The organism is Gemmobacter sp. 24YEA27, from assembly GCF_030052995.1.
Taxonomy (GTDB): domain Bacteria; phylum Pseudomonadota; class Alphaproteobacteria; order Rhodobacterales; family Rhodobacteraceae; genus Pseudogemmobacter.
In genome coordinates this window covers 2504175-2523940 of sequence record NZ_JASJPW010000001.1, presented here as the reverse complement: position 1 = coordinate 2523940, position 19766 = coordinate 2504175, and the positions used below count along the sequence as shown (strand labels likewise).

General features: G+C 60.8%; 19 protein-coding genes and 8 pseudogenes. 12 read left to right on the top strand and 15 right to left on the bottom strand.

Annotated features, from left to right (window positions below; all coding sequences use genetic code 11):
* Positions 1-10: 10 nt before the first annotated feature.
* Positions 11-2782 carry a DNA gyrase subunit A gene (gyrA, locus tag QNO18_RS12640; RefSeq protein ID WP_283178798.1) on the bottom strand — a complete coding sequence of 924 codons (2772 nt, stop codon included), beginning with the start codon at positions 2780-2782 and terminating at the stop codon, positions 11-13.
* A 390-nt stretch (positions 2783-3172) separates the two neighbouring features.
* On the opposite strand from gyrA, the gene QNO18_RS12635 reads away from it, so the two are divergent.
* Both QNO18_RS12635 and QNO18_RS12630 read left to right on the top strand, forming a co-directional pair.
* On the top strand, positions 3173-3418 hold the full coding sequence (locus QNO18_RS12635; protein ID WP_283178797.1) for an usg protein: 246 nt from the start codon (positions 3173-3175) through the stop codon (positions 3416-3418).
* 45 nt (positions 3419-3463) lie between these two features.
* Positions 3464-4516 (top strand): lysine-2,3-aminomutase-like protein, encoded by a 1053-nt coding sequence (locus QNO18_RS12630; protein ID WP_283177940.1) that lies wholly within the window; start codon positions 3464-3466, stop codon positions 4514-4516.
* 170 nt (positions 4517-4686) lie between these two features.
* Here the strand turns inward: QNO18_RS12630 and QNO18_RS12625 are convergent.
* The 7 genes and pseudogenes from QNO18_RS12625 to QNO18_RS12595 all read right to left on the bottom strand — a co-directional run.
* A pseudogene (locus QNO18_RS12625) lies at positions 4687-4943 on the bottom strand (transposase); the annotation flags it as partial.
* Positions 4929-5217: pseudogene (locus QNO18_RS12620) on the bottom strand (hypothetical protein); the annotation flags it as partial. The pseudogenes QNO18_RS12620 and QNO18_RS12625, both read right to left, overlap by 15 nt.
* Positions 5218-5321: 104 nt before the next feature.
* Positions 5322-5651, bottom strand: coding sequence for a hypothetical protein (locus QNO18_RS12615; protein ID WP_283177939.1), 330 nt, complete (start codon positions 5649-5651; stop codon positions 5322-5324).
* A gap of 101 nt (positions 5652-5752) precedes the next feature.
* Complete coding sequence (locus tag QNO18_RS12610; protein ID WP_283177938.1) at positions 5753-5938, bottom strand: AlpA family transcriptional regulator; 186 nt, start codon at positions 5936-5938, stop codon at positions 5753-5755.
* 116 nt (positions 5939-6054) lie between these two features.
* The gene (locus QNO18_RS12605) at positions 6055-6468 is read right to left on the bottom strand and encodes a hypothetical protein (RefSeq protein WP_283177937.1); all 414 of its coding nucleotides are present in this window, start codon (positions 6466-6468) and stop codon (positions 6055-6057) included.
* A gap of 8 nt (positions 6469-6476) precedes the next feature.
* A complete protein-coding gene (locus QNO18_RS12600; RefSeq protein WP_283177936.1) occupies positions 6477-6818 on the bottom strand; it encodes a hypothetical protein in 342 nt (113 codons plus the stop codon).
* Complete coding sequence (locus tag QNO18_RS12595) at positions 6815-7021, bottom strand: PC4/YdbC family ssDNA-binding protein (protein WP_283177935.1); 207 nt, start codon at positions 7019-7021, stop codon at positions 6815-6817. The genes QNO18_RS12600 and QNO18_RS12595 overlap by 4 nt, the downstream gene beginning before the upstream one ends.
* Here QNO18_RS12595 and QNO18_RS12590 point away from each other — a divergent pair.
* Positions 7012-7179 (top strand): annotated as a pseudogene (locus tag QNO18_RS12590) (transposase); the annotation flags it as partial. The gene QNO18_RS12595 and the pseudogene QNO18_RS12590 sit on opposite strands and share 10 nt — an antisense overlap.
* Here QNO18_RS12590 and QNO18_RS12585 read toward each other — a convergent pair.
* Genes QNO18_RS12585 through QNO18_RS12570 form a run of 4 tightly spaced genes read right to left on the bottom strand, consistent with a single transcriptional unit; the run spans position 7143 to position 8807 of the window.
* On the bottom strand, positions 7143-7637 hold the full coding sequence (locus tag QNO18_RS12585; protein WP_283178838.1) for a hypothetical protein: 495 nt from the start codon (positions 7635-7637) through the stop codon (positions 7143-7145). The pseudogene QNO18_RS12590 and the gene QNO18_RS12585 overlap by 37 nt on opposite strands.
* Positions 7637-8476, bottom strand: coding sequence for a hypothetical protein (locus QNO18_RS12580; protein WP_283177934.1), 840 nt, complete (start codon positions 8474-8476; stop codon positions 7637-7639). Before QNO18_RS12580 ends, QNO18_RS12585 begins: the two co-directional genes overlap by 1 nt.
* 11 nt (positions 8477-8487) lie before the next feature.
* Positions 8488-8676, bottom strand: coding sequence for a hypothetical protein (locus QNO18_RS12575; RefSeq protein ID WP_283177933.1), 189 nt, complete (start codon positions 8674-8676; stop codon positions 8488-8490).
* Entirely contained in the window at positions 8676-8807 is a 132-nt protein-coding gene (locus tag QNO18_RS12570) for a hypothetical protein (RefSeq protein WP_255532626.1), read from the bottom strand. Before QNO18_RS12570 ends, QNO18_RS12575 begins: the two co-directional genes overlap by 1 nt.
* A gap of 307 nt (positions 8808-9114) precedes the next feature.
* Between QNO18_RS12570 and QNO18_RS12565 the strand changes: the two are divergent.
* Together QNO18_RS12565 and QNO18_RS12560 are read left to right on the top strand one after the other, a co-directional pair.
* Positions 9115-9444, top strand: a pseudogene (locus tag QNO18_RS12565) (transposase); the annotation flags it as partial.
* 74 nt (positions 9445-9518) lie between these two features.
* On the top strand, positions 9519-10487 hold the full coding sequence (locus tag QNO18_RS12560; protein ID WP_283177932.1) for a transposase: 969 nt from the start codon (positions 9519-9521) through the stop codon (positions 10485-10487).
* Positions 10488-11639: 1152 nt separating this feature from the next.
* Here the strand turns inward: QNO18_RS12560 and QNO18_RS12555 are convergent.
* The gene (locus QNO18_RS12555) at positions 11640-12509 is read right to left on the bottom strand and encodes a neutral zinc metallopeptidase (RefSeq protein ID WP_283177931.1); all 870 of its coding nucleotides are present in this window, start codon (positions 12507-12509) and stop codon (positions 11640-11642) included.
* A 224-nt stretch (positions 12510-12733) separates the two neighbouring features.
* Between QNO18_RS12555 and QNO18_RS12550 the strand changes: the two genes are divergently transcribed.
* A complete protein-coding gene (locus QNO18_RS12550) occupies positions 12734-13201 on the top strand; it encodes a disulfide bond formation protein B (protein WP_283177930.1) in 468 nt (155 codons plus the stop codon).
* A 103-nt stretch (positions 13202-13304) separates the two neighbouring features.
* Here QNO18_RS12550 and QNO18_RS12545 read toward each other — a convergent pair whose 3' ends face one another.
* On the bottom strand, positions 13305-14504 hold the full coding sequence (locus tag QNO18_RS12545; protein ID WP_283178796.1) for a deoxyguanosinetriphosphate triphosphohydrolase: 1200 nt from the start codon (positions 14502-14504) through the stop codon (positions 13305-13307).
* A gap of 136 nt (positions 14505-14640) precedes the next feature.
* Between QNO18_RS12545 and QNO18_RS12540 the strand changes: the two are divergent.
* The 4 genes and pseudogenes from QNO18_RS12540 (at position 14641) to rarD (ending at position 17172) form a co-directional block, all read left to right on the top strand.
* A pseudogene (locus QNO18_RS12540) lies at positions 14641-14957 on the top strand (iron-sulfur cluster assembly accessory protein).
* A gap of 178 nt (positions 14958-15135) precedes the next feature.
* Positions 15136-15700 (top strand): annotated as a pseudogene (locus QNO18_RS12535) (pseudouridine synthase).
* 16 nt (positions 15701-15716) lie between these two features.
* Positions 15717-16144, top strand: a pseudogene (locus tag QNO18_RS12530) (cupin domain-containing protein).
* A 95-nt stretch (positions 16145-16239) separates the two neighbouring features.
* Positions 16240-17172, top strand: coding sequence for an EamA family transporter RarD (gene rarD, locus QNO18_RS12525; protein ID WP_283177929.1), 933 nt, complete (start codon positions 16240-16242; stop codon positions 17170-17172).
* A gap of 77 nt (positions 17173-17249) precedes the next feature.
* Here rarD and QNO18_RS12520 read toward each other — a convergent pair.
* Positions 17250-18219: pseudogene (locus QNO18_RS12520) on the bottom strand (DUF808 domain-containing protein).
* A 248-nt stretch (positions 18220-18467) separates the two neighbouring features.
* On the opposite strand from QNO18_RS12520, the gene gap reads away from it, so the two are divergent.
* On the top strand, positions 18468-19469 hold the full coding sequence (gene gap, locus QNO18_RS12515) for a type I glyceraldehyde-3-phosphate dehydrogenase (RefSeq protein WP_198838739.1): 1002 nt from the start codon (positions 18468-18470) through the stop codon (positions 19467-19469).
* Positions 19470-19507: 38 nt separating this feature from the next.
* Positions 19508-19651: a hypothetical protein gene (locus QNO18_RS12510; protein WP_092897589.1), complete on the top strand. Its 144-nt coding sequence runs from the start codon at positions 19508-19510 to the stop codon at positions 19649-19651.
* Positions 19652-19766 lie beyond the last annotated feature (115 nt).

Below are 19766 nucleotides of genomic sequence, written 5' to 3'. Positions count from 1 at the left end.
GGCTGTCACATCATTCCGGAGCGGTCTCGGGCGGCACGTCAGGGGCCGGCGTATCGGAGGACGGCGTATCGGGAACCGTCATGTCCGGGGCTTCGACACCCTCCTGCTCGGCGATGCGGGCGACCGAAACCACCTCTTCCTCGCCGCCGGTGTTCAGCACCTTCACGCCACCAGCCGACCGCGAGCGGAAAGAAATCTGGTCCACCGGCACCCGGATCGACTGTCCGGACGAGGTCGCGAGCATGATCTGGTCGGAAAGATCGACCGGGAAGGAGGCCACCAGCGGCCCGCCGGGCATGGATTTGGCGAAGGCTGTCACGCCCTGGCCGCCACGCCCGCGCACCGGGTAGTCATGGCTGGACGAGAGCTTGCCGAGACCGCGCGCGGTGATGGTGAGGATCAGATCCTCGGCCGCCGACATTTCAGCATAACGCTCGGGCGAAAGCTGGCCCGCTGCGGCCTCTTCCTCGTCATCCGCCTCGATCTCTTCGGTCACACCCGCGACAAGGCGGCGCTGCTTCAGATAGGCGGCGCGTTCGGCCGGATCTGCCTCGAAATGGCGGATGATCGACATCGAGACGACCTTATCCTCGCCATTCAGGCGGATGCCGCGCACACCGGTCGAGCCGCGCGATTTGAACACGCGGATCTCTTGCGTCGAGAAGCGGATGGCGCGGCCCGAAGCCGTCACCAGCATGACATCGTCATTCTCATCGGCGATGGCTGCGTTCACAAGTGTAACGTTTTCAGGCAGTTTCATCGCGATCTTGCCATTGCGCATCACATTGGTGAAGTCCGACAGATCATTCTGCCGCACATCGCCATCCGAGGTCGCGAAGACAATTTGCAGCTTGTCCCACTCATCTTCCGGCACATCGACCGGCATCAGCGCGGCGATGGAAACGCCGGGTTCGATCGGCAGGATATTGACCAGTGCCTTACCTTTGGCATTGCGGCCCGCCACCGGAAGCCGCCAGGTCTTGAGCTTGTAGACCATGCCGGAAGTTGTAAAGAACAAGAGCCAGGTATGCGAATTCGCTACGAAAAGCGTTGTGACGACGTCATCTTCCTTGGTCTGCATGGAAGACAGACCCTTGCCGCCACGGTTCTGCTGGCGGAACTCTGCCAGCGGCGTGCGCTTGATGTAACCGCCCGAGGTGATGGTCACGACCATATCCTCGCGCTCGATCAGATCCTCGTCATCCATATCGCCTTCCCAATCGGCGATCTGGGTGCGGCGCGGCACAGCAAAGAGCGAGCGAACCTCGGTCAACTCATCGGAAATGATCCCCATGATCCGATCCCGAGACGAGAGAATATCGAGGAAATCCTTGATCTTACCGGCAAGTTCTTCCAGCTCGTCGGTGACCTCCTTGACCCCGAGCGCGGTCAGACGCTGCAGGCGCAGCTCAAGGATCGCCCGGGCCTGGGTCTCCGAGAGATTATAGGTTCCATCCTCGTTCATCTTATGACCGGGATCGTCGATCAGCCGGATATAGGCCGCGATATCATGCGCGGGCCAGTTGCGGGTCATCAGCCGCTCGCGCGCCTCGGCCGGATCGGCAGAGGAGCGGATCGTCGCCACAACCTCATCGACATTCGATACCGCGACCGCGAGACCGCAAAGGATATGGCTGCGCTCGCGCGCTTTCCGCAGTTCGAAAGCGGTGCGACGTGCGACAACTTCTTCGCGGAACACAAGGAAATGGCTAAGAAAATCCCGAAGCGTCAGGGTCTCGGGCTTGCCGCCCACCAGCGCCAGCATATTGCAGCCGAAATGCACCTGCATCGGCGAGAACCGCCAGAGCTGGTTCAGCACGACATCGGGTGTGGCATCGCGTTTCAGCTCGATCACCACCCGCACGCCGACACGGTCCGACTCGTCGGCGATCGAGGAGATCCCGTCGATCCGCTTGTCGCGCACCGCTTCGGCGATTTTCTCGATCATCGAGGCCTTGTTGACCTGATAGGGGATCTCGTCGACGATGATTGCCCAGCGGTCTTTGCGCAGCTCTTCGACATGGGTTTTCGCCCGGATGATCACCGAGCCGCGCCCTTCGAGATAGGCCTTGCGCGCGCCCGAACGACCAAGGATCAGACCCCCGGTCGGAAAATCGGGCGCCGGAAGCATTTCCATGAGCGATTCCATGGAGATATCCGGGTTTTCTATCATGGCCAGCGTGGCGTCGATAACCTCGCCGAGGTTGTGCGGCGGGATCCGCGTCGCCATGCCGACCGCGATACCTTCGGTGCCGTTGACCAGCATGTTCGGGTAGCGGGAGGGAAGCACCGTCGGCTCGCGGTCCTTGCCGTCGTAATTGTCCTGGAAATCGACCGTATCTTTGTCGATATCGGCCAGCAGAAAGGCGGCGGGCTTGTCCATCCGCACTTCGGTATAGCGCATCGCCGCCGGCGGATCGCCATCCATCGAGCCGAAATTCCCTTGCCCATCAAGGAGTTTCAGCGACATGCTGAAGGGCTGCGCCATCCGCACCAGCGCGTCGTAAATCGAGCTGTCGCCATGCGGGTGGTATTTCCCCATCGTGTCACCGACCGGACGGGCCGATTTGCGATAGGGCTTGTCATGGGTGTTGTTGCTTTCGTGCATCGCGAACAGCACGCGGCGATGCACCGGCTTCAGCCCGTCGCGCAGATCGGGGATCGCACGGCTGACAATAACCGACATCGCGTAGTCGAGATAGGCGGTCCGCATCTCCTGGGTGATATCGACCTGCGGGCCGTGATAGACCGGCTTCTCAGGAGTTTCACCTGCGTTTTCAATATCTTCCGGAGTGTCTGACACGGTACGCCTTCTTTGTCACGGCCGGGCCTTTCGGGGACATGTCCCCTGGCCCGCATTTAGTTGGGCAGAAGTTACACCATACCAGCCATTGGGTGCAATGGTGGGAGCAATGGTCGGTGAAATGGTCGGTGCGGTCTTCTGTCATCTTTGCTGTCATCACAGGGGCGAGGTGAGTGACAGATCGTTGATTTTATTGACCTTATATTCATCTCTGTCATGCTTTCCTGAACGGGAGGACGAACGGAGGCACAGGACATGAAAGAAGGCGACGGGCGGATCGGCGACGGGCGGGCAGGTGAGGGACGTGCGGGTGAGGGGCGGGCAGGTGAGGGGCGGGCAGGTGAGGGGCAGCACTGCGAAACCAGCCTCATGCTGCAAGGCTACGGGCTCACCACGGCCGAGATTTTCTACCGGATGCCGGATTATCGGTCGGTGCTCAACACGTTCATCTGGCAGACCTATGATCTGGCGCCGGACTACCCGGAACTGTTTCGCTTCATTGAATACTGGCAGTCGAACATCGAAGGGCCGCTGCATTCGGTGCGCTTCACCCATCGCCGGCAGATCGGGCCGGCGGAATGGCGCAAGGTGACGGCGGAACTGTGGCTGCACTAAAGCGCGCGCTTGCCGTGAGGCGCGGGTGAGGCTATTGCCCGCGCCATGAATGACCAGTCTCCCCCCGGCAAGGCGCAGGCTCAGAGCGCGCTGACCACTGTTGACGGGCTGATCCGCGAGGGTCTGAGCCCCGTGGCTCAATGGGCAGAACTTGAACAGGTTGCGGCGGAATTCCGGGTGCGGCTGAGCCCCGGAATGCGGCAGATCGGATCTGACGCTGTCCTGGCGCAATTTCTCCCTGATCCGCGCGAGCTGACCATCCTCCCGGAAGAGCTGATCGACCCGATCGGGGATGACGTGCATCGCCCGGTGCCCGGCCTGACGCATCGCTACCCGGACCGCGTGATCCTGCACACGACCCAGATCTGCGAGGTCTATTGCCGCTTTTGCTTCCGACGGGAGGCGGTGGGGGAAAACGGTCAGCTCGAGGAGGCGGAATTCATCCGCGTACAAGACTATCTGCGCGACCATCCGCAGATCTGGGAGGTGATCCTGACCGGCGGCGACCCGCTGACCCTGTCCGCGCGGCGCCTGAAGGATATGCTGGCCCGACTGGCAGAGATCCCAAGCGTCGAGGTGATCCGCTTCCATACCCGCATCCCGGTCGTGGCGCCGGAGAAGATTACCGAAGACCTGACAAGGGCGATGCAGGTCCGCCCGGTGGTCTGGCTCGTGCTGCATACGAACCATGCCGACGAAATTACCCCTGCCGCCAGCGCGGCACTCGCACGGCTGACCCGGGCGGGCGTGCCGCTCTTGTCGCAGACGGTGCTGCTGAAGGGGATCAATGCCGATCCCGACACGCTGGAGCAGTTGTTCCGTACTTTGATCCGCAACCGGGTGAAGCCCTATTACCTGCATCACCCCGATCTCGCAAAAGGCACCGGCCATTTCCGTCTGAGCCTGCACGAGGGGCAGGAGATCATGGCCGCTTTGCGCGGACGAATCTCCGGCACTGCGCTGCCGACCTATGTCCTGGATATCCCCGGCGGCTTTGGAAAGGTTCCGGTTGGCCCTGGCTATCTGCAAGACCACGGGGATGGCAGCTGGACCGTTACCGATCCGCAGGGGCGCGCGCATTCCTACCGGGATCTCTGAATTCGGGGCTACGAACGGCCTTGGCGGGGACAGATGCAGTCCCGCCTGGTTGGGTTATTTAGTCAGTGGGATGGATCAACCTTACACCCGTGGTGACGCACTGCCGTGCGGTTGCGAAGCCGGACTGCATGGCTTTGAGCATATTGCCAAACTGTCCCTTGGCTTGCCGTTCAGCAAAACTGGCGGAGCCATATCCTGATGCAGGCGACGTCGATGAAGCCGAGAAAGCTTTCGGCGGTTTTGTCGTAGCGGTTTGCCAGCCGACGGCTTTTTTTCAGCTTGTTGAAGCAGCACTCGCCCACTTTGTGCAGGGTGTAGATGCTCATGTCGACAGCCTTGCGCACCCTTCGGTTCTTTCGCATCGGTATCATGGGCGGAGGTTGCGTCTCTCGATGTCTCCCCGAATTTTATCAGACCCGTAGGCCCGCAGGTAGACCTCCTCGTATTTGATGGTTCGCCAGAGGCGGTCGACGAAGACGTTGTCTCGCCAGGCGCTTTTGCCATCCATGCTGATTTTGATTTCGCGCGCGGCCAGCACCTTGATGAATTCGGTGGAGGTAAACTGACTGCCCTGACGTCGCATGGCCGCTCGAACCGATGGCGCGACCATGCTCCATGTTGAATATCTAGGGTGTGCCGTTGTGAACCAGCGCCGCCTTCACAGCCTCTATGCAGAAGTCGGCTTCCAGCGTGATCGACAACCCCGTCGACCGGGATCAGAATGGCGGCATCCCCGCTATAGGACAGAACGCGCATCGCCTTGTCCGATGCGGGATCGGCCGGGTTGGTGAAGGTGAGACGGTCATCACGGCCGGGGATGAAACGGGACACCCATCCCTTGCGCTTCACGCTTCTCGGCCTCTGCTTCCTCTGCCGCCCGGATGCGGGCCAGATCGGCGGCACTGGGCGGCGCGAAGTGACTTTGCCCCTCGATCAGGCCCAGTCCGCGCAGGGCGTCCAATATGGACGTGAAGCTGCAACCGGCGTGGCATCGCGCCAACAACCGCCCATCCTTGCCACAGGACAGGCTCAGGGCCGGGCTTCGGGTGTTCTGGTGCGCCGGGCACATGGCTGTGCCGTAACGGCCATGCCAGCGGCCACTCAGGGCGCGGGTGATGCGTTCGGCATCTGTCATTGGTCTTATCCCCACTGCTCGTTGCGCCAGTGAGCGGGCCGGGCTATCCTTTGGCTGTCAGACCGGAAGCCTCGCCCCGCCCATGATGGCGGGGCTTTCTATTACGCGGACAGGTTTGCCCGTTCCTCCATCCACGTTTTCAGGACGCTTTCCGGCCAGGCGATTGCCCGCGACGACAGCTTGACCGGCTTCGGGAACGTGCCCTCCTTCATCATTTCGTACAGCGTGGTGCGGCTCAGGCCGGTCGCCTCGACCACGGCGGGCATTCTGTGGTGCTTCTCAAGCATGATTTATCCTCTCGTTGTTTGACGGATGTTCAAAGTTTGCGCCGGACGGCAGCGCACAGTGCAGCCCTCTAAAACTCCAAAAACCCGAGAGCCGGGTTTCGGTAGTTTTGAGCGGGTTATCGGGTGGTTTTCAGCGCATCCCGCAGGGTTCCGACTGCAATTCTCTCGCCAGTTTCCGACGACACTCGCGCGACAGCCTCTTTCCATGTGACCCCTGCGGCCTCGTGCCCGGCGGGATAGATCGCCGCATAAACAGCAAGAGCGGCATCGACCTTGCGCGGCCTGCCACCCTTCGCCTGCGAACCTGCCCCCGGCTGGGCCATCAGAGCGGCCTCGATCACCCCCCGCTGAAACAACAGCGGGCTGGGCTGCCCCATGTCGTGAAACTCGCCACACAAGAGCGCCGTGGTGCCCTCGGCCAGCAGCCAGAAATGATCCGGCAAGCGGAACATGCCCGGATCGCGGGCACGCCTTGAGACATAGAAGCCCCCGACCTTGCCTTGAGCCAGCAGCCCTTGCACCTGGACCACAGCATCATTCAGCGCCTGCCATTCGGCTTCTTGCCCCTCAGTTTCGGCCCCGCGCTCCAACACCGCCCCCAGCACGTGAAGGTGATCAACAAACCCCGGCGGGATGAACCACTGCGCAGACCTCTGCGAATAAGCAATGCGGCGGTGACATCTGCGCAAGCCTGATCGAACTCCGCGAAAAGGCGCGGGGTCTGATCGCTCAATTCGTGTTCTGGAATATCCAAAAGCCGATCTTGAACATGATCTAAAAGCGCCACAGCAGCAGCGATTGCGTGCATCATATCGGTGACAACCAAGCCGTGCCCGGCCAGGTAGACTCGCTCTTTGTGGCGAATGGTTTCCTCGATCACTTCACAAGCCCTCGCACCTGTGCCTCATCAAGCGCAGCGGTCACGGCGCGGGCGAACTCGGGTAGCGCATCAAGCTGGAAGGCCACACCGGCCTTGCCCGGCCTCATGCCGCCGTCCTGCGCCTCAAAGAACACGCGGGCATTGAACAGTTGATGCCCGCCGTATTCCCTGGCTGGGAGAGGAGCTGAAGACGATGAAGGCATCGAAGTTCACGGAAGCGCAGAAGGCGTTCATTCTGAAGCAGGGCGAGGAAGGCACGCCTGTTGCCGAGATCTGCCGCAAGGCGGGGATCAGCCAGGCCACATACTTCAACTGGAAGAAGCGTTATGGCGGGTTGCTTCCCGATGAGATGCGGCGGTTGAACGCGTCAATCAGATCCGTGTTAATCGGGGCCGATGGAACAACATGAATGCCGAGCGACTTGAACAGCTCTGAATTCATTGCAGCCGTAAGGTTGGCACCGGTGGCCTGATGAAAGAACGCAGGAGGAGTACGCTGCGTCTTACCAGCGCCACCAAGAAACTTGATAGGCTCGCCAGTGCGGGCATGGAGCAATTCATCCATTCCGGAGAATTGCGGATGGGCCGATTTTGGAACGAACCACGCTTGAACGTTCGCAGTGACGCCGTTCAGAAGCGGTTTCGGCATCTCGCGCAGCTCAAGGTCAATACCAGCCTGACCGCCGCAACTGTCACCAGCAAGCAGTGGGATATAGCCGACAGGAACGACCTTACCGGCGCGGCCGGAGGTCATAGTAACCGACTGATCAGGACGAACAGTGCGATTGAAGGTAACGGGGGTTGTAGATTGACGTGCCATCATTGCACCTTTCGTTTATTGGGGGGCGTTGTGGAAATGCCGTTTCCGACTTTCCAGAAGGGGCGGTCATCATCGGTATAACCATCAGGCGCGGCACCAAACTCCTGTCGCAGCCTGTAAGCAGACCAATCGCGCGGATTGTCGGATGAATTATCCGCAACACCAATGGCGCGGCCAAGGCCGCCCCATGTTTTGCGAGGAACGCCAGCCGCCTCAGACTTAACAGCACGGCGTTCAGCGTGAGTTGAAAACGTGTTCCATGCATCGGCGCCTATGACACCAAGACCATAAATCCACGAGGCAACATCGCCGCCACGCTTTTCAATTTCCTCAGCATCAGACCAGCCAGTATCAGGAATTGAATTAATTCCCCCAATCTGGACTGATGTTCTTTCAGGATTGCTGGAAATGCGCGGTGGAGCATCTGCAACATTGGATTGCACCTGCATAGAAGCGTTTCGCCCAAGAGGCGAAACGCCGCCAACCGCGTCCGCAGCTTTACCGGCCTTAAGACGCTCGATTTCAAGCTTGGCGAGATCAAGCTTAAGCTCTTCCTGCTGGCGACGACGCTCAGCGTCACCAGAGGTAATGTCACCGATTTCCCGGAAACCTTGAGTGAGCATGTCGAACGAGGCGAGAGGCGGGCCGTTATTGGCCAGCCCGGTGCCGCCGGGCTGGCCGTATTGCAGCAAGGTCAGGGGGTTAAACCCGTAAGCCTCAGAAGCCTCGCGAACGCCAGCGGCTTGCGACATGATATTGTCGCGAGGCGTGGGATTTTTGCGCTTCTTGCCAAATATGCCGGATAGCCCACTGAAAACGCTGCTAACGGCAGAAATCATTGCTGGATCCATCAGCGTCGAACCTTGAGAAGATTGTCAAGGTCGCGCTCTACATCGCTGATATCCTTATGAAAAAGATCAGCGATGAAAGAACACAACAGCGGGAGATCAGCCCGAAGTTTTTGCCGGGAAAACCACGACAAATCCTTGTGCGCATCAACGATCAGTCGCAGCGCATCACCATAGACGCGGGCCGACATCAGACGACCCGCGAGCAAAGAGCGGTGATTTCGGACGGATAGACCCCGACGAGAAAACCGCCAAAGGCGGTCAGAGCGGGGATCAACATCTTGCGCACGAGCGGCAAGACGAGCTTGAAGGCTTTCAGCATATACTTATCCCATTATATCAAGGTGTTAAGCATGCCTTTGTCGCATAATCAGTATTATGTAATTATTGTACCGGAACCGCGCCGGGTTCGCTAAAGGAACTGTTGTGACTTTAAACAGCATTTATGCCTTTATCTACATTTTGTGCCACTTATTGACACACGAGAATGCCACTCTGAGCACCTTGCCCAACAGGACATGATCTTACGCATCAATCGTAATGACATCCTGTTGCCCACCCGCCAATCTGTGAATAGCCCCATGTTTTGTGGACGCCTTCTTTGCTAATTTTGAGACAAGGAGGCCATGATGGGCGCAGCCACTTTCAGCGACGACTTCAAGCGCGATGCGGTCGCTCAGATCACGGAGCGGGGCTACCCGGTCAGCGAGGTTTCTGAACGGCTCGGGTGAGCAAGCACTCGCTCTATGCCTGGAAGCGCAAGTTCGCGAAGACGGCATCAGGCGAGACCGGGAAGGATGCCGAGATCCGCCTGTTGAAGCGGGAGCTGGCCCGGGTTTGCGACGAGCGCGACATCCTAAATCGAGGAGGGTGAGAAAACAGTCCAGTGGACTGTTTTCCCGACGAAGGGCCACCGCGTATTTCGTCAGGGATGCAAAGTGAGTGGAGCCATTGTGGCGCCATTGGTTCGAGCCGAGGCTGTGTGGAAACTCCGGTTTGTGGTAGTTTTTGGCATGGTTGCGGGGGGCGTGGCATGTCGGGTTTCATCGAAGGTATCGCACGCGGTCAGACGGTCCTGTTTCCGGACCGTCTCGAAGATTGGATCGATGAGGACCATCTGGTCCGTGTGGTCGATTTCTTCGTTGAGGAACTCAACCTTGTTGACCTGGGGTTCGTGCGCGCTGCCCATGCCCGCACGGGTCGCCCCGGTTACCATCCTTCTGTTCTGCTCAAGCTGTTCATCTACGGCTACCTCAACCGGATTCCGTCGAGCCGAAGGTTGGAGCGAGAGGCCGGGCGCAATGTCGAGCTGATGTGGCTGACGGGGCGCCTGGTTCCCGACCACAAGACCATCGCCGATTTCCGTCGCGACAACGGCCCCGGCATCCGCCGCACCTGCGCCCAGTTCGTGGAACTCTGCCGGCGCATCGGTGTGCTGAAGGGCGCATGCGTTGCCATCGACGGCAGCAAGTTCCGGGCGGTGAACTCCCGCGACCGGAACTTCACCAAAGGCAAGATCGCCAGCCGCATCGCCCATCTGGAGGCGGACGTAGAACGCTACATTGCGGAGATGGTCCGCGTTGATCGGCAGGAAGAAGGCGAGGTTCGGGCCGAGAAGGTCGCGCACTTGGCCAAACGTTACGGCCGCGTGCGGCAGCACATCCAGCATCTGCAGGAGTTGGATCGGGCCTTGGCCAGTGCTCCGGACGGCCAGATCTCCCTGACCGATCCTGACGCCCGCGCTATGGCAACCAGTGCCCGTAACAGTGGGAAGGTTGGCTACAATGTTCAGACCGCCGTCGATACCGAAACGCATCTGATCGTCGCGCAGGATGTCACTAACCAAGGCCATGATCGCGACCTGTTGGTGCCGATGGCAAGGCAGGACGTGTTCGATTACATCGAGATGTTCTACAATCCAAAGCGCAAACATGCGAGGAACGGGATGCTGTCGCCCCCCGAGTTCGAACGGCAGCAGAAGATGAGACGTGAACGCATCTAAGAAATTCGGGGACATTCAAGGGTGTCGAAGAGCTGAACCAGGCCATTCACCACTTCGGCGCTCCGGGTATCACGCACAGGCAACATGGTCTCGCCATCGGTTCGAGCAGCCATGCGACGTTAAGGCAGCCCGTTTACATCATTTGTCTGGACCGACCGGATGATTTGCAGAGCGCTGCAGGTGGCTCACCGCCTGGGGCAGCGTCGCAGCCGCCGACTGGCAGAGATCTGGCGCATCTCTTTCTGGGTCTTTCTGGGAGCCCTCTCGCAATGCGGTGTTCGATATTTTGACTGTGTCGCCTGGCGCCGCTCCTTGGCGTTTCAAAGTGTAACCAATCCGGAGTGCCATCTTCTTGTTCTGAGCCAGGAACTGGCGCAGTCATCTCTGGCCGTGCTGCGGACCAGCTGACGGTCATTCGCGAGGTGTTTTCCGTCGGTTTTGCGCCAGAGGACATCAGAATAAGGCACCTTCCGAACGTCGCAAGCAATTGTGATGCTCTTTTCCCATAGTCAGAAGATGGTTTCACCTCAGCAGGCGTTGCGTCCTTCCAGTTCCGTTTCCGGACAGTATTTCCGTTCGCTTTGCCTGTTTTTCACCCTCGCAGCAGCAGCGGCAAGCCAGACCCAATCTCGCCGGAAGGCTCCCCGATAACGCAGTAAACACGCACATGAGACGCCGGTTCCATGCGTCGGAAAACGGTCCACTTCACCGATTTATGACCCTCATCCTGATTCACCGCCTTCATCTGGCTCTCATCATCGGCGTGTCGATACTCCCATGACTTGCTATGCAAGCGATGCATTGCAAGTACAGCGAGATTTTCTGACGCACTCTCTGGCACCGCCCAGGACCTGGAGGTCTGCCGTGACGGCCGGATTGCTCTCCCTACTGACGCCGCGGCATTGGCGTTCCGCCTTGACCCGCGGTTCGGGCTCGTCTTGTCCTGAGAGACCGGCCGATCAGGCGAGACCGCTTGCATCGCGGCCCATTTGCTGTCTTGCGGCATATTCGCGATCGCGGCAGTCTCCGACTGCCCCGCATCGAGGGATTTTCAGATACTGCTCAATCCAGGGGAGTTCCCGATCCTTTGGCCAGTGTCTGTGAACCAGGATCGAGAGAATTTCATTTGAAATCAGCCTATTATATCAAGACTCACAAAACCTGATCTGTCAGTTTCAGGCATTCGCCGATCTTGCCGCCGCGCAGCCCGGTGTTGAACCACTGAGCCCGCTGCGCCGAACTGCCATGGGTGAAGGTATGCGGCATCGGGCGCTGGCCGGCATTCTTTTGCAGCGTATCATCCCCGATCTGGCGCGCGGCGTTCAGCGCCTCGTCGAAATCGCCGCGCTCGACGGTGCCAAGCGTCGTTGCGGCCTCATGCGCCCAGACGCCGGAGAGACAATCGGCCTGGAGCTCGATCAGCACCGAGACCTGGTTCGAGTCGGTCGTACTCAGCTGGCTGCGCAGCGTATTGGCCCGGCCGAGAATGCCGAGCTCGTTCTGGACATGGTGGCCGACCTCATGCGCCACGACATAGGCTGCCGCGAAATCGCCCTTCGCGCCAAGCTGTTTTTCGAGTGTTACGAAGAAACCGGTATCGAGATAGACCTTGCGATCGGCCGGGCAATAGAACGGCCCGGTGGCCTCGGAGGCACCGCCACAGGGCGACTGGGTGCCTCCCTTAAACAGCACCAGCGTCGCGGGTTTATAGGTTTTGTTCAGCTGGCTGCGGAACAGATCGGCCCAGATCACCTCGGTATCGGCCAAAACGACCGAGACGAATTCGCCGGCCTCCTGGTCCTGTACGGTCAGTGGCTCACTCGCGCGGCCGCTGTCCTGGCCTGCATCCAGCCCGACCTGGTTCAGCAACTGGGCCGGATCAACGCCCAGCACCAGCGCGATCACGAAAACCGCAACAAGGCCAAGGCCCCCGACCCCGGCCGCGCCACGTGCACGGATGCCACCGCCCTGCGCGCGGCGGTCTTCGATATTGTTGCTGCCGCGGCGGCCTTTCCATTGCATTGCGGACGCTCCCCTGTCCTGCGGCCCTGTCAGAGATGAGGCCTCGCACCTGTGGTAATCTACCCTGCCCCGCTGTACCAGAAAAGCCCTGTCGAATGGCCCAGGCGGCTGGACTGCACCGCCGCTGATCCTGGGCTGATCATGCGCGCGAAGGCGTTACTTCCCCTTTCGTCACACCGGGCCTAAACCTGACGCCGTATCGCCTGGGAATCGGAGCCCGCCCTATGATCCTGAAAACACCGGCAATCCTGATCGCGGGCCTCGGATCCGCCGCAATGCTGGCTGCGGCCTTTGGGTTTCAGCTGATTGGCGGCCTGGCGCCCTGCCATTTGTGCCTTCTGCAACGCTGGCCGCATGCGGCTGCGGTGCTGTTTCTCGCGCTCTGGCTGGCGACCGGCTGGCGGATCTGGCCCTGGCTGGGGGCTGCGGCGGCGCTGACCACCGCCGGGATCGGGCTTTTCCATGCGGGTGTCGAACTGGGCTGGTGGGAGTATATCTCGACCTGCACGCAAGGGTCGATTGCAGGACTGTCTGCGTCTGATCTGATGAACCCGGCAACAGCGGCCCCTGCCCCGGTGCGCTGCGATGCGATCCCATGGTCTTTGTTCGGGATCTCGATGGCGGGATGGAACGCGATTGTCTCGCTGGTTCTGGCGCTGTTCTGGGTTTTCGGCGCCAGCCGCCGGGACTGAAACAACGGGAGGGACGCAACCAAGGGCATCCGGCGCCTCGCAGGGCGCGGTTGCCTTTGGCGGGAATATTTCAGTCGGGGAGATGCGGCTGGCCAGAGAAGGCTCAGGCCCCGTCGGTCACCGGCGCGCAATTGAAGAGGCGCGCATGTTCCTGGATCGCGAAACGGTCGGTCATCCCTGCCACATAATCCGCGACGATGCGGGCAAGCGTGGTTTCATCCTGGCCGGCATCACGAATGTCTTCCTGCCATTCAGCGGGCAAAAGCTCCGGCTGGTTCAGGAACAGCGGGAAGAGATCATCCATCACACCCGTCACCCGCGCCCGCACCTCCATCACCGAGGGCGCGCGATACATCCGGTGGAAGAGGAAGCTGCGCACCGCTTTCAGTTCCTGGTAAAGCGGCTTTGAGAAGCGGATGATCGTGGTGCCCATATGGCGGATCTCACTCACCGATTGTGGCTGTGCGGCATCAAGCCGGTTTTGCGCCACATGGATCACGTCTTCCACCATACGGCCAAAGACGCGGCGCAGCGCTTCATGCCTGCGGCGCATACGGTCGAGCCCTGGGTAAAGCTCGTCGACCTTGCGGAAGGCAGGGCCGGCGACCGGCAGTTCCATCAGGTCATCCTCGGAGAAAAGCCCCGAGCGCAACCCGTCATGCAGGTCGTGATGCGAATAGGCCACGTCATCGGCAATGGCCGCGACCTGGGCCTCGGCGCTGGCATGGGTGGAAAGCTCCAGATCCCAGGCGCGGTTCACCTCGTCCAGCGCATAGGGCAAGTGGTCGGGGTCATGCTTGTGTTTGTCATCGGCATTGGGCCCGATCACCGGGCCATTGTGTTTCGCAATGCCTTCCAGCGTCTCCCAGGTCAGGTTCAGGCCGTCAAAGCCCGCATAGTGACGTTCCAGCCGCGTCACGATGCGCAGCGCCTGGGCATTATGGTCAAAGCCGCCATAGGGCTGCATCAGCCGTGCCAGTGCATCTTCGCCGGTATGGCCAAAGGGCGTATGACCCAGATCATGCGCCAGCGCGATCGCCTCGGCCAGATCGGTGTTCAGCCCCAGCACCCCCGAAATCGTGCGCGCCACCTGTGCGACCTCGATCGAATGGGTCAGGCGGGTGCGGTAGTAATCGCCCTCATGTTCGACAAAGACCTGTGTCTTGTGCTTGAGGCGGCGGAAAGCCGAGGAATGAATGATCCGGTCGCGATCCCGCTGAAAGGGCGAGCGGAATGTGCTCATTCCTTCGTCAAACAGCCTCCCACGCGACTCTTCTGGCTGACAGGCAAAAGCGGCAAGCATCACGATCCGGTTCCCAATTCAGTGCGGCGGCTTGTTCGGCGCGGCCCTGCCCCCTATATTCCGGGAAAGCGCTGAAAGATACCGGAACAGCCATGGAACTTATGCTTCCCCCGATGCCGTCCCCTTTGCCGATGCGCTGCCGCGCGTCACCGACCGCGCTTTCGCGCGGCTGGCCGAAATTGCCGAGATCACCGGCGCGCCACAGCCTTTGCGCGTGGGCGTGCTTGGCGGCGGCTGTTCGGGCTTTCAATATGAGATCGTGCTGGGCGAGGCCGGCCCCGAGGATCTGGTGTTCGAGAAAGACGGCCAGCGTGTGCTGGTTGATCCCGTCTCGCTTCCGTTCCTGCAAAATGCGGTAATCGACTTCACCGAAGAGCTGATCGGGGCGCGGTTTGTGATTGAGAACCGAATGCGTCGAGCTCCTGCGGCTGCGGCACCTCATTCTCGATCTGACGCTTAAGGGCTGAAACGAACCGGCTGAAACGCCGCAGGCAGCGGTTGCGACCTTAGCGTTGCAACACCTGCCTCCGGACAAGCCCGGCTGCCTCATATTCGCGTCAGTCCCACATCTCATCGCTGTGCGATGCAACAGCCGCTTTTCCGCGTCACGGCTGCATGGCACTATGGCGCCATGTCCCGCATCATCCTTCTGAACAAACCCTTCGATATGCTCTCTGCCAGTTCACCGATCTGAAGAGCCCTTCGCCCGCGCCGACCCTCTCGGCGGTGCCCTTGACCAGCCCGGCGTCTATCCGCGCGGCGCGGCTGGATCGCGATTCTGGTGGATCGCTGACCGAGGGGCTGGTGGTGCTGACCGATGACGGCGGCTGCAGGCGCGGATCTCCGATCCAAAGCACAAGACCGAAAAGACCTATTACGCCCAGGTCGAGGGTGCGCCTGATGCGGCCGCGCTGGCGGCGCTGGAACAGGGTGTCATGCTCAATGACGGCCCTGCCCTGCCCGCCCGCGCCAGGCTGGTGGCGGCGCCCGACTGGCTCTGGCCGCGCGAGCCACCGATCCGGGTCCGCAAATCGGTGCCCGATTCCTGGATCGAGCTGACCATCCGCGAGGGCCGCAACCGCTAGGTGCGCCGCATGACAGCGGCGGTCGGCCTGCCAACCTTGCGCCTGATCCGCTGGCGGGTGGCTGACTGGACACTGAAAGGCCTTGCGCCGGGACAATGGAGAGATTTGTGAGGAGGAATTTGTGAACATTGCTGCACAAGAAATCATCGCCCATCTCGATCTGAGACCGCATCCCGAAGGCGGCTGGTATCGCGAAACCTGGCGTGGCCCGACCCGTGAAGCGCGCGCCAGCGGCACCTCGATCCTCTTTCTGCTTCAGGCGGGCGAGAGAAGCCACTGGCACCGGGTCGATGCCGATGAAATCTGGCACTGGCATGCGGGCGCGCCCCTCGACCTCGCAATGGGGGACCGCGCGGCGCGGCATTACACCCTCGGGCCAGATATCCTCGCGGGCAGCACTGTCAGATGATTGTGCCCGCCGGCTGGTGGCAGGAAGCCGTGAGCACCGGCGACTGGACGCTTCTGTCCTGCACGGTCAGCCCGGGCTTTCGGTTCGAGGGCTATGAGCTGGCCCCGGCGGGCTGGAGCCTGCCTGTTGAGCCAGCCCGGACGTAAAATAGGCATCCCCCCGCTGGCCGGTCATGGCAAATCTTGTATCCATTACAAGATGCGCCCTCGCCGCCAGGGGCGCCCCTGGATAAACCGGTCCCATGGAACACAGCCCCTCCCCCAAACCACAGCCCGCCGGTTCGCAGGAAGGAGACAGCCTCTCCGGGTTCCTCTACGCGCTGTCCGCCTATCTTCTCTGGGGATTTCTGCCGCTTTATATGAAGGCGCTGGATCATGTCTCGCCGATCGAAGTGGTGGCACATCGGGTGATCTGGGCGCTGCCGGTCGCGCTGCTGATCCTTGCCCTGACGCGCCGGACTGCAGATCTGAAGGCGGCTTTGCGCAATCCGGCGATGCTCGGGATGACGCTGGTTACGGCAGGGCTGATCTCGGTCAACTGGGGGTTCTATGTCTATGCGATCACCTCCGGGCGGGCGCTGGATGCGGCGCTTGGTTATTACATCAACCCGCTGTTCTCGATCCTGCTGGGCGCCGTGTTGCTGGGCGAGCGGTTGCGCGGCGTGCAATGGCTCGCAATTCTTGCGGCCTTCATCGGGGTCGCGATTCTGACCCTCGAGGCCGGGCGTCTGCCAGTCCTCGCGCTGGCCCTGACGCTGACCTGGGGCTTTTACGCCTATTTTAAGAAGAGCCTGCCGATCGGTCCGAACCAGGGCTTCACCCTGGAGGTAATGGTGCTGCTGCTGCCGGCGCTGGCGGTGATCGGCTGGCTGGCCACATCGGGTGAGATGCAGTTTCTGCACGGGCCTGGATGGCAGAGCGCAATGTTGTTCCTGCTGGGGCTGGTGACCGCAGGGCCGCTGATCCTCTATGCCAATGGCGCCAAGAAGCTGCGGCTGACGACCATCGCGATCATGCAATATATCGCGCCGACGATGATCTTCCTGACCGCGGTTTTCGTTTTTGACGAGCCGTTCAGCCGGCAAAAACTGATCGCTTTCGGCTTCATCTGGCTGGGGCTGGTGATCTATTCCCTCTCAATGCTCCGCCGGACAGGTACGAAACCGGAGTTTTGAAAACTCCGGCACGGAGCCTTTCCAAGGCTCCGGCGCGAAATCTGTGCAGATTTCGCCAGCGCCCGGTTATCGAAGTCTCAAGGAGCAGATCCTTCCTTGCCGCTGACAAGGCGCCAGAGCGGCGCGATCCCCCTTGTCGCCACCGGGATCAGCAGCGTCCCGACAATCAGGCCGACCACGCCATCAAGCGCCGCCGTCACCAGCCATTCCACCAGCCCTGCCGCCCGGGAAACAGCTGATGCCGCAGAGGCTGCAATATGGTGGATGGTCTCATAGGGCCAGGCCCAGAGATGCGTCACCTCGAGCCCATGCACAACGATATTGCCACCGACCCAGAGCATCGCTGCCGTTCCGACCACGGACAGCACCCCAAGCAGCACCGGCATTCCCTTGACCAGCCCGCGCCCAAAGGCCCTGGTCACGCCAATCCGCCCGGTCGCCGCCAGATGCAGCCCGATATCATCCATCTTCACGATCAGCGCCACCGCGCCGTAAACCGCCACCGTAATCAGCGCGCCCACCACTGCAAGAACCACAGCCTTCATCCAGAAATCCGGGCTGTCGATCACCGAAAGCGCGATGGTCATGATCTCAGCCGAGAGGATGAAATCGGTCTTGATCGCCCCTGCGACCTTCGCCTCCTCAAGCTGCGTCTCATTCCCTGCCGCGTGATCCGCTTGCGACGCGTCGCCATGCGGGAACAGCGCATGGAACAGCTTTTCCGCCCCCTCAAAACACAAATAGGCCCCCCAGCATCAGCAGCGGCGTGATCGCGACGGGCAGGAACGCCTCCAGCGCCAGCAGGACCGGCAAGAGGACCAGCAGTTTGTTGCGCATCGATCCGAGCGCGATCCGCCAGATGATCGGAAGCTCGCGTTCCGGCCTGAACCCGGTCACATATTTCGGCGTCACCGCGGCATCGTCGATCACCACGCCTGCGGCTTTGGCCCCTGCCTTAGCGGCCGCCGCCGCAATATCGTCGACCGATGCAGCCGCCACTTTGGCAATCGCCGCGACGTCATCCAGCAAAGCCAGCAAACCACTCATGTCACACCCGTTTCAGCGCCTCCAAGCACAATGACAGGGAATCACCCGGCCAAAGCAAGGGGGAGTTATCCCGGCCCTGGCGCCTTCTTGCTGCCCGGGCCTGCAACTGTTACCGCAAGCGCTAGCGCAAACAGTCTGGGTTTGCGCTAACACAATGAAAATACGTATCTTTTATGCTTTGAAAAGCTGCAGGGCAGCGCTAACCAACCTGAGACCCGGGATAATTTCGTGCAGCGGAGACACAGGATATGACCATCACAGTCGGTATCAACGGATTTGGCCGCATCGGCCGCTGCACCCTCGCCCATATCGCGGAATCGAACCGCAATGATGTGCAGGTCGTGGCAATCAATGCGACCGGGCCCATCGAGACCAATGCGCATCTCCTGAAATACGACTCGGTTCATGGGCGTTTCCCCGGCACTGTTAAGGTTGAGGGGGGCGCGCTGGATCTCGGGCGCGGGCCGATCCGCGTGATGTCGACCTACAACCCGGAAGAGCTCGACTGGGAGGGCGTTGACGTCGTTCTGGAATGCACCGGCAATTTCAATGACCGCAGTAAGGCCGCCGTCCATCTCGGGCGCGGCGCGAAACGGGTGCTGATCTCGGCGCCGGCGAAGAATGCCGATCTGACGGTTGTTTACGGCGTCAATCACCGGTCGCTGCTGCCGGAGCATCTGGTCGTCTCGAACGGGTCCTGCACCACGAACTGTCTTGCGCCGCTGGCCAAGGTGCTGAATGACACGATCGGGATTGAATCGGGCATCATGACCACGATCCATTCCTATACCGGCGATCAGCCGACGCTGGACCGCCGCCATTCCGACCTCTACCGCGCACGCTCGGCAGCGATGGCGATGATCCCGACCTCGACCGGCGCCGCGAAAGCGCTTGGCGAGGTCCTGCCCGAGCTGAAAGGCAAGCTCGATGGCTCGGCCATCCGCGTGCCGACCCCGAATGTCTCGGCGGTGGATCTGACCTTCATCGCCGCGAAATCGGTCACCGCGGACGAGGTGAACCAGATCGTGCGCGAGGCCGCCAATGGCTATATGGGCATGGTCATGGCCTATGACCCCGAGCCCAAGGTCTCGATCGACTTCAACCATACCCCGCAATCGTCGATCTTCGCGCCGGATCAGACACGAGTGGTTGGCCGTTCCGTCCGCGTTCTGGCATGGTATGATAATGAATGGGGCTTCTCCTGCCGCATGGCCGATGTGGCCGGCGCCATGGGACGGCTCGCAGGCTGAGACCGGGCGCACTCCCCGGCCAAACCCGGGGATTTCGCGTGACAGATCGTGTCGCTCTCTACATCGCATTGACGCTTGCTGTGGCAATCGGGCTGGATCTGCTCCTCACTCAGGGGCAGATCCTGATGTTTCTGGCGAAAAAATTCCTCCATCTTGTCGACTGGGTTCAATTCTGGCGCTGATGCTGGCAGGATTCGATTGCATTTCCGCGCGTTCTGCGGTTGTTAGCGCTAGCATTCCGGCACCATCGCGCCGGCATGAGGGCGCTCTCAGCTTTGAAAGCGCAAAAGACACCGC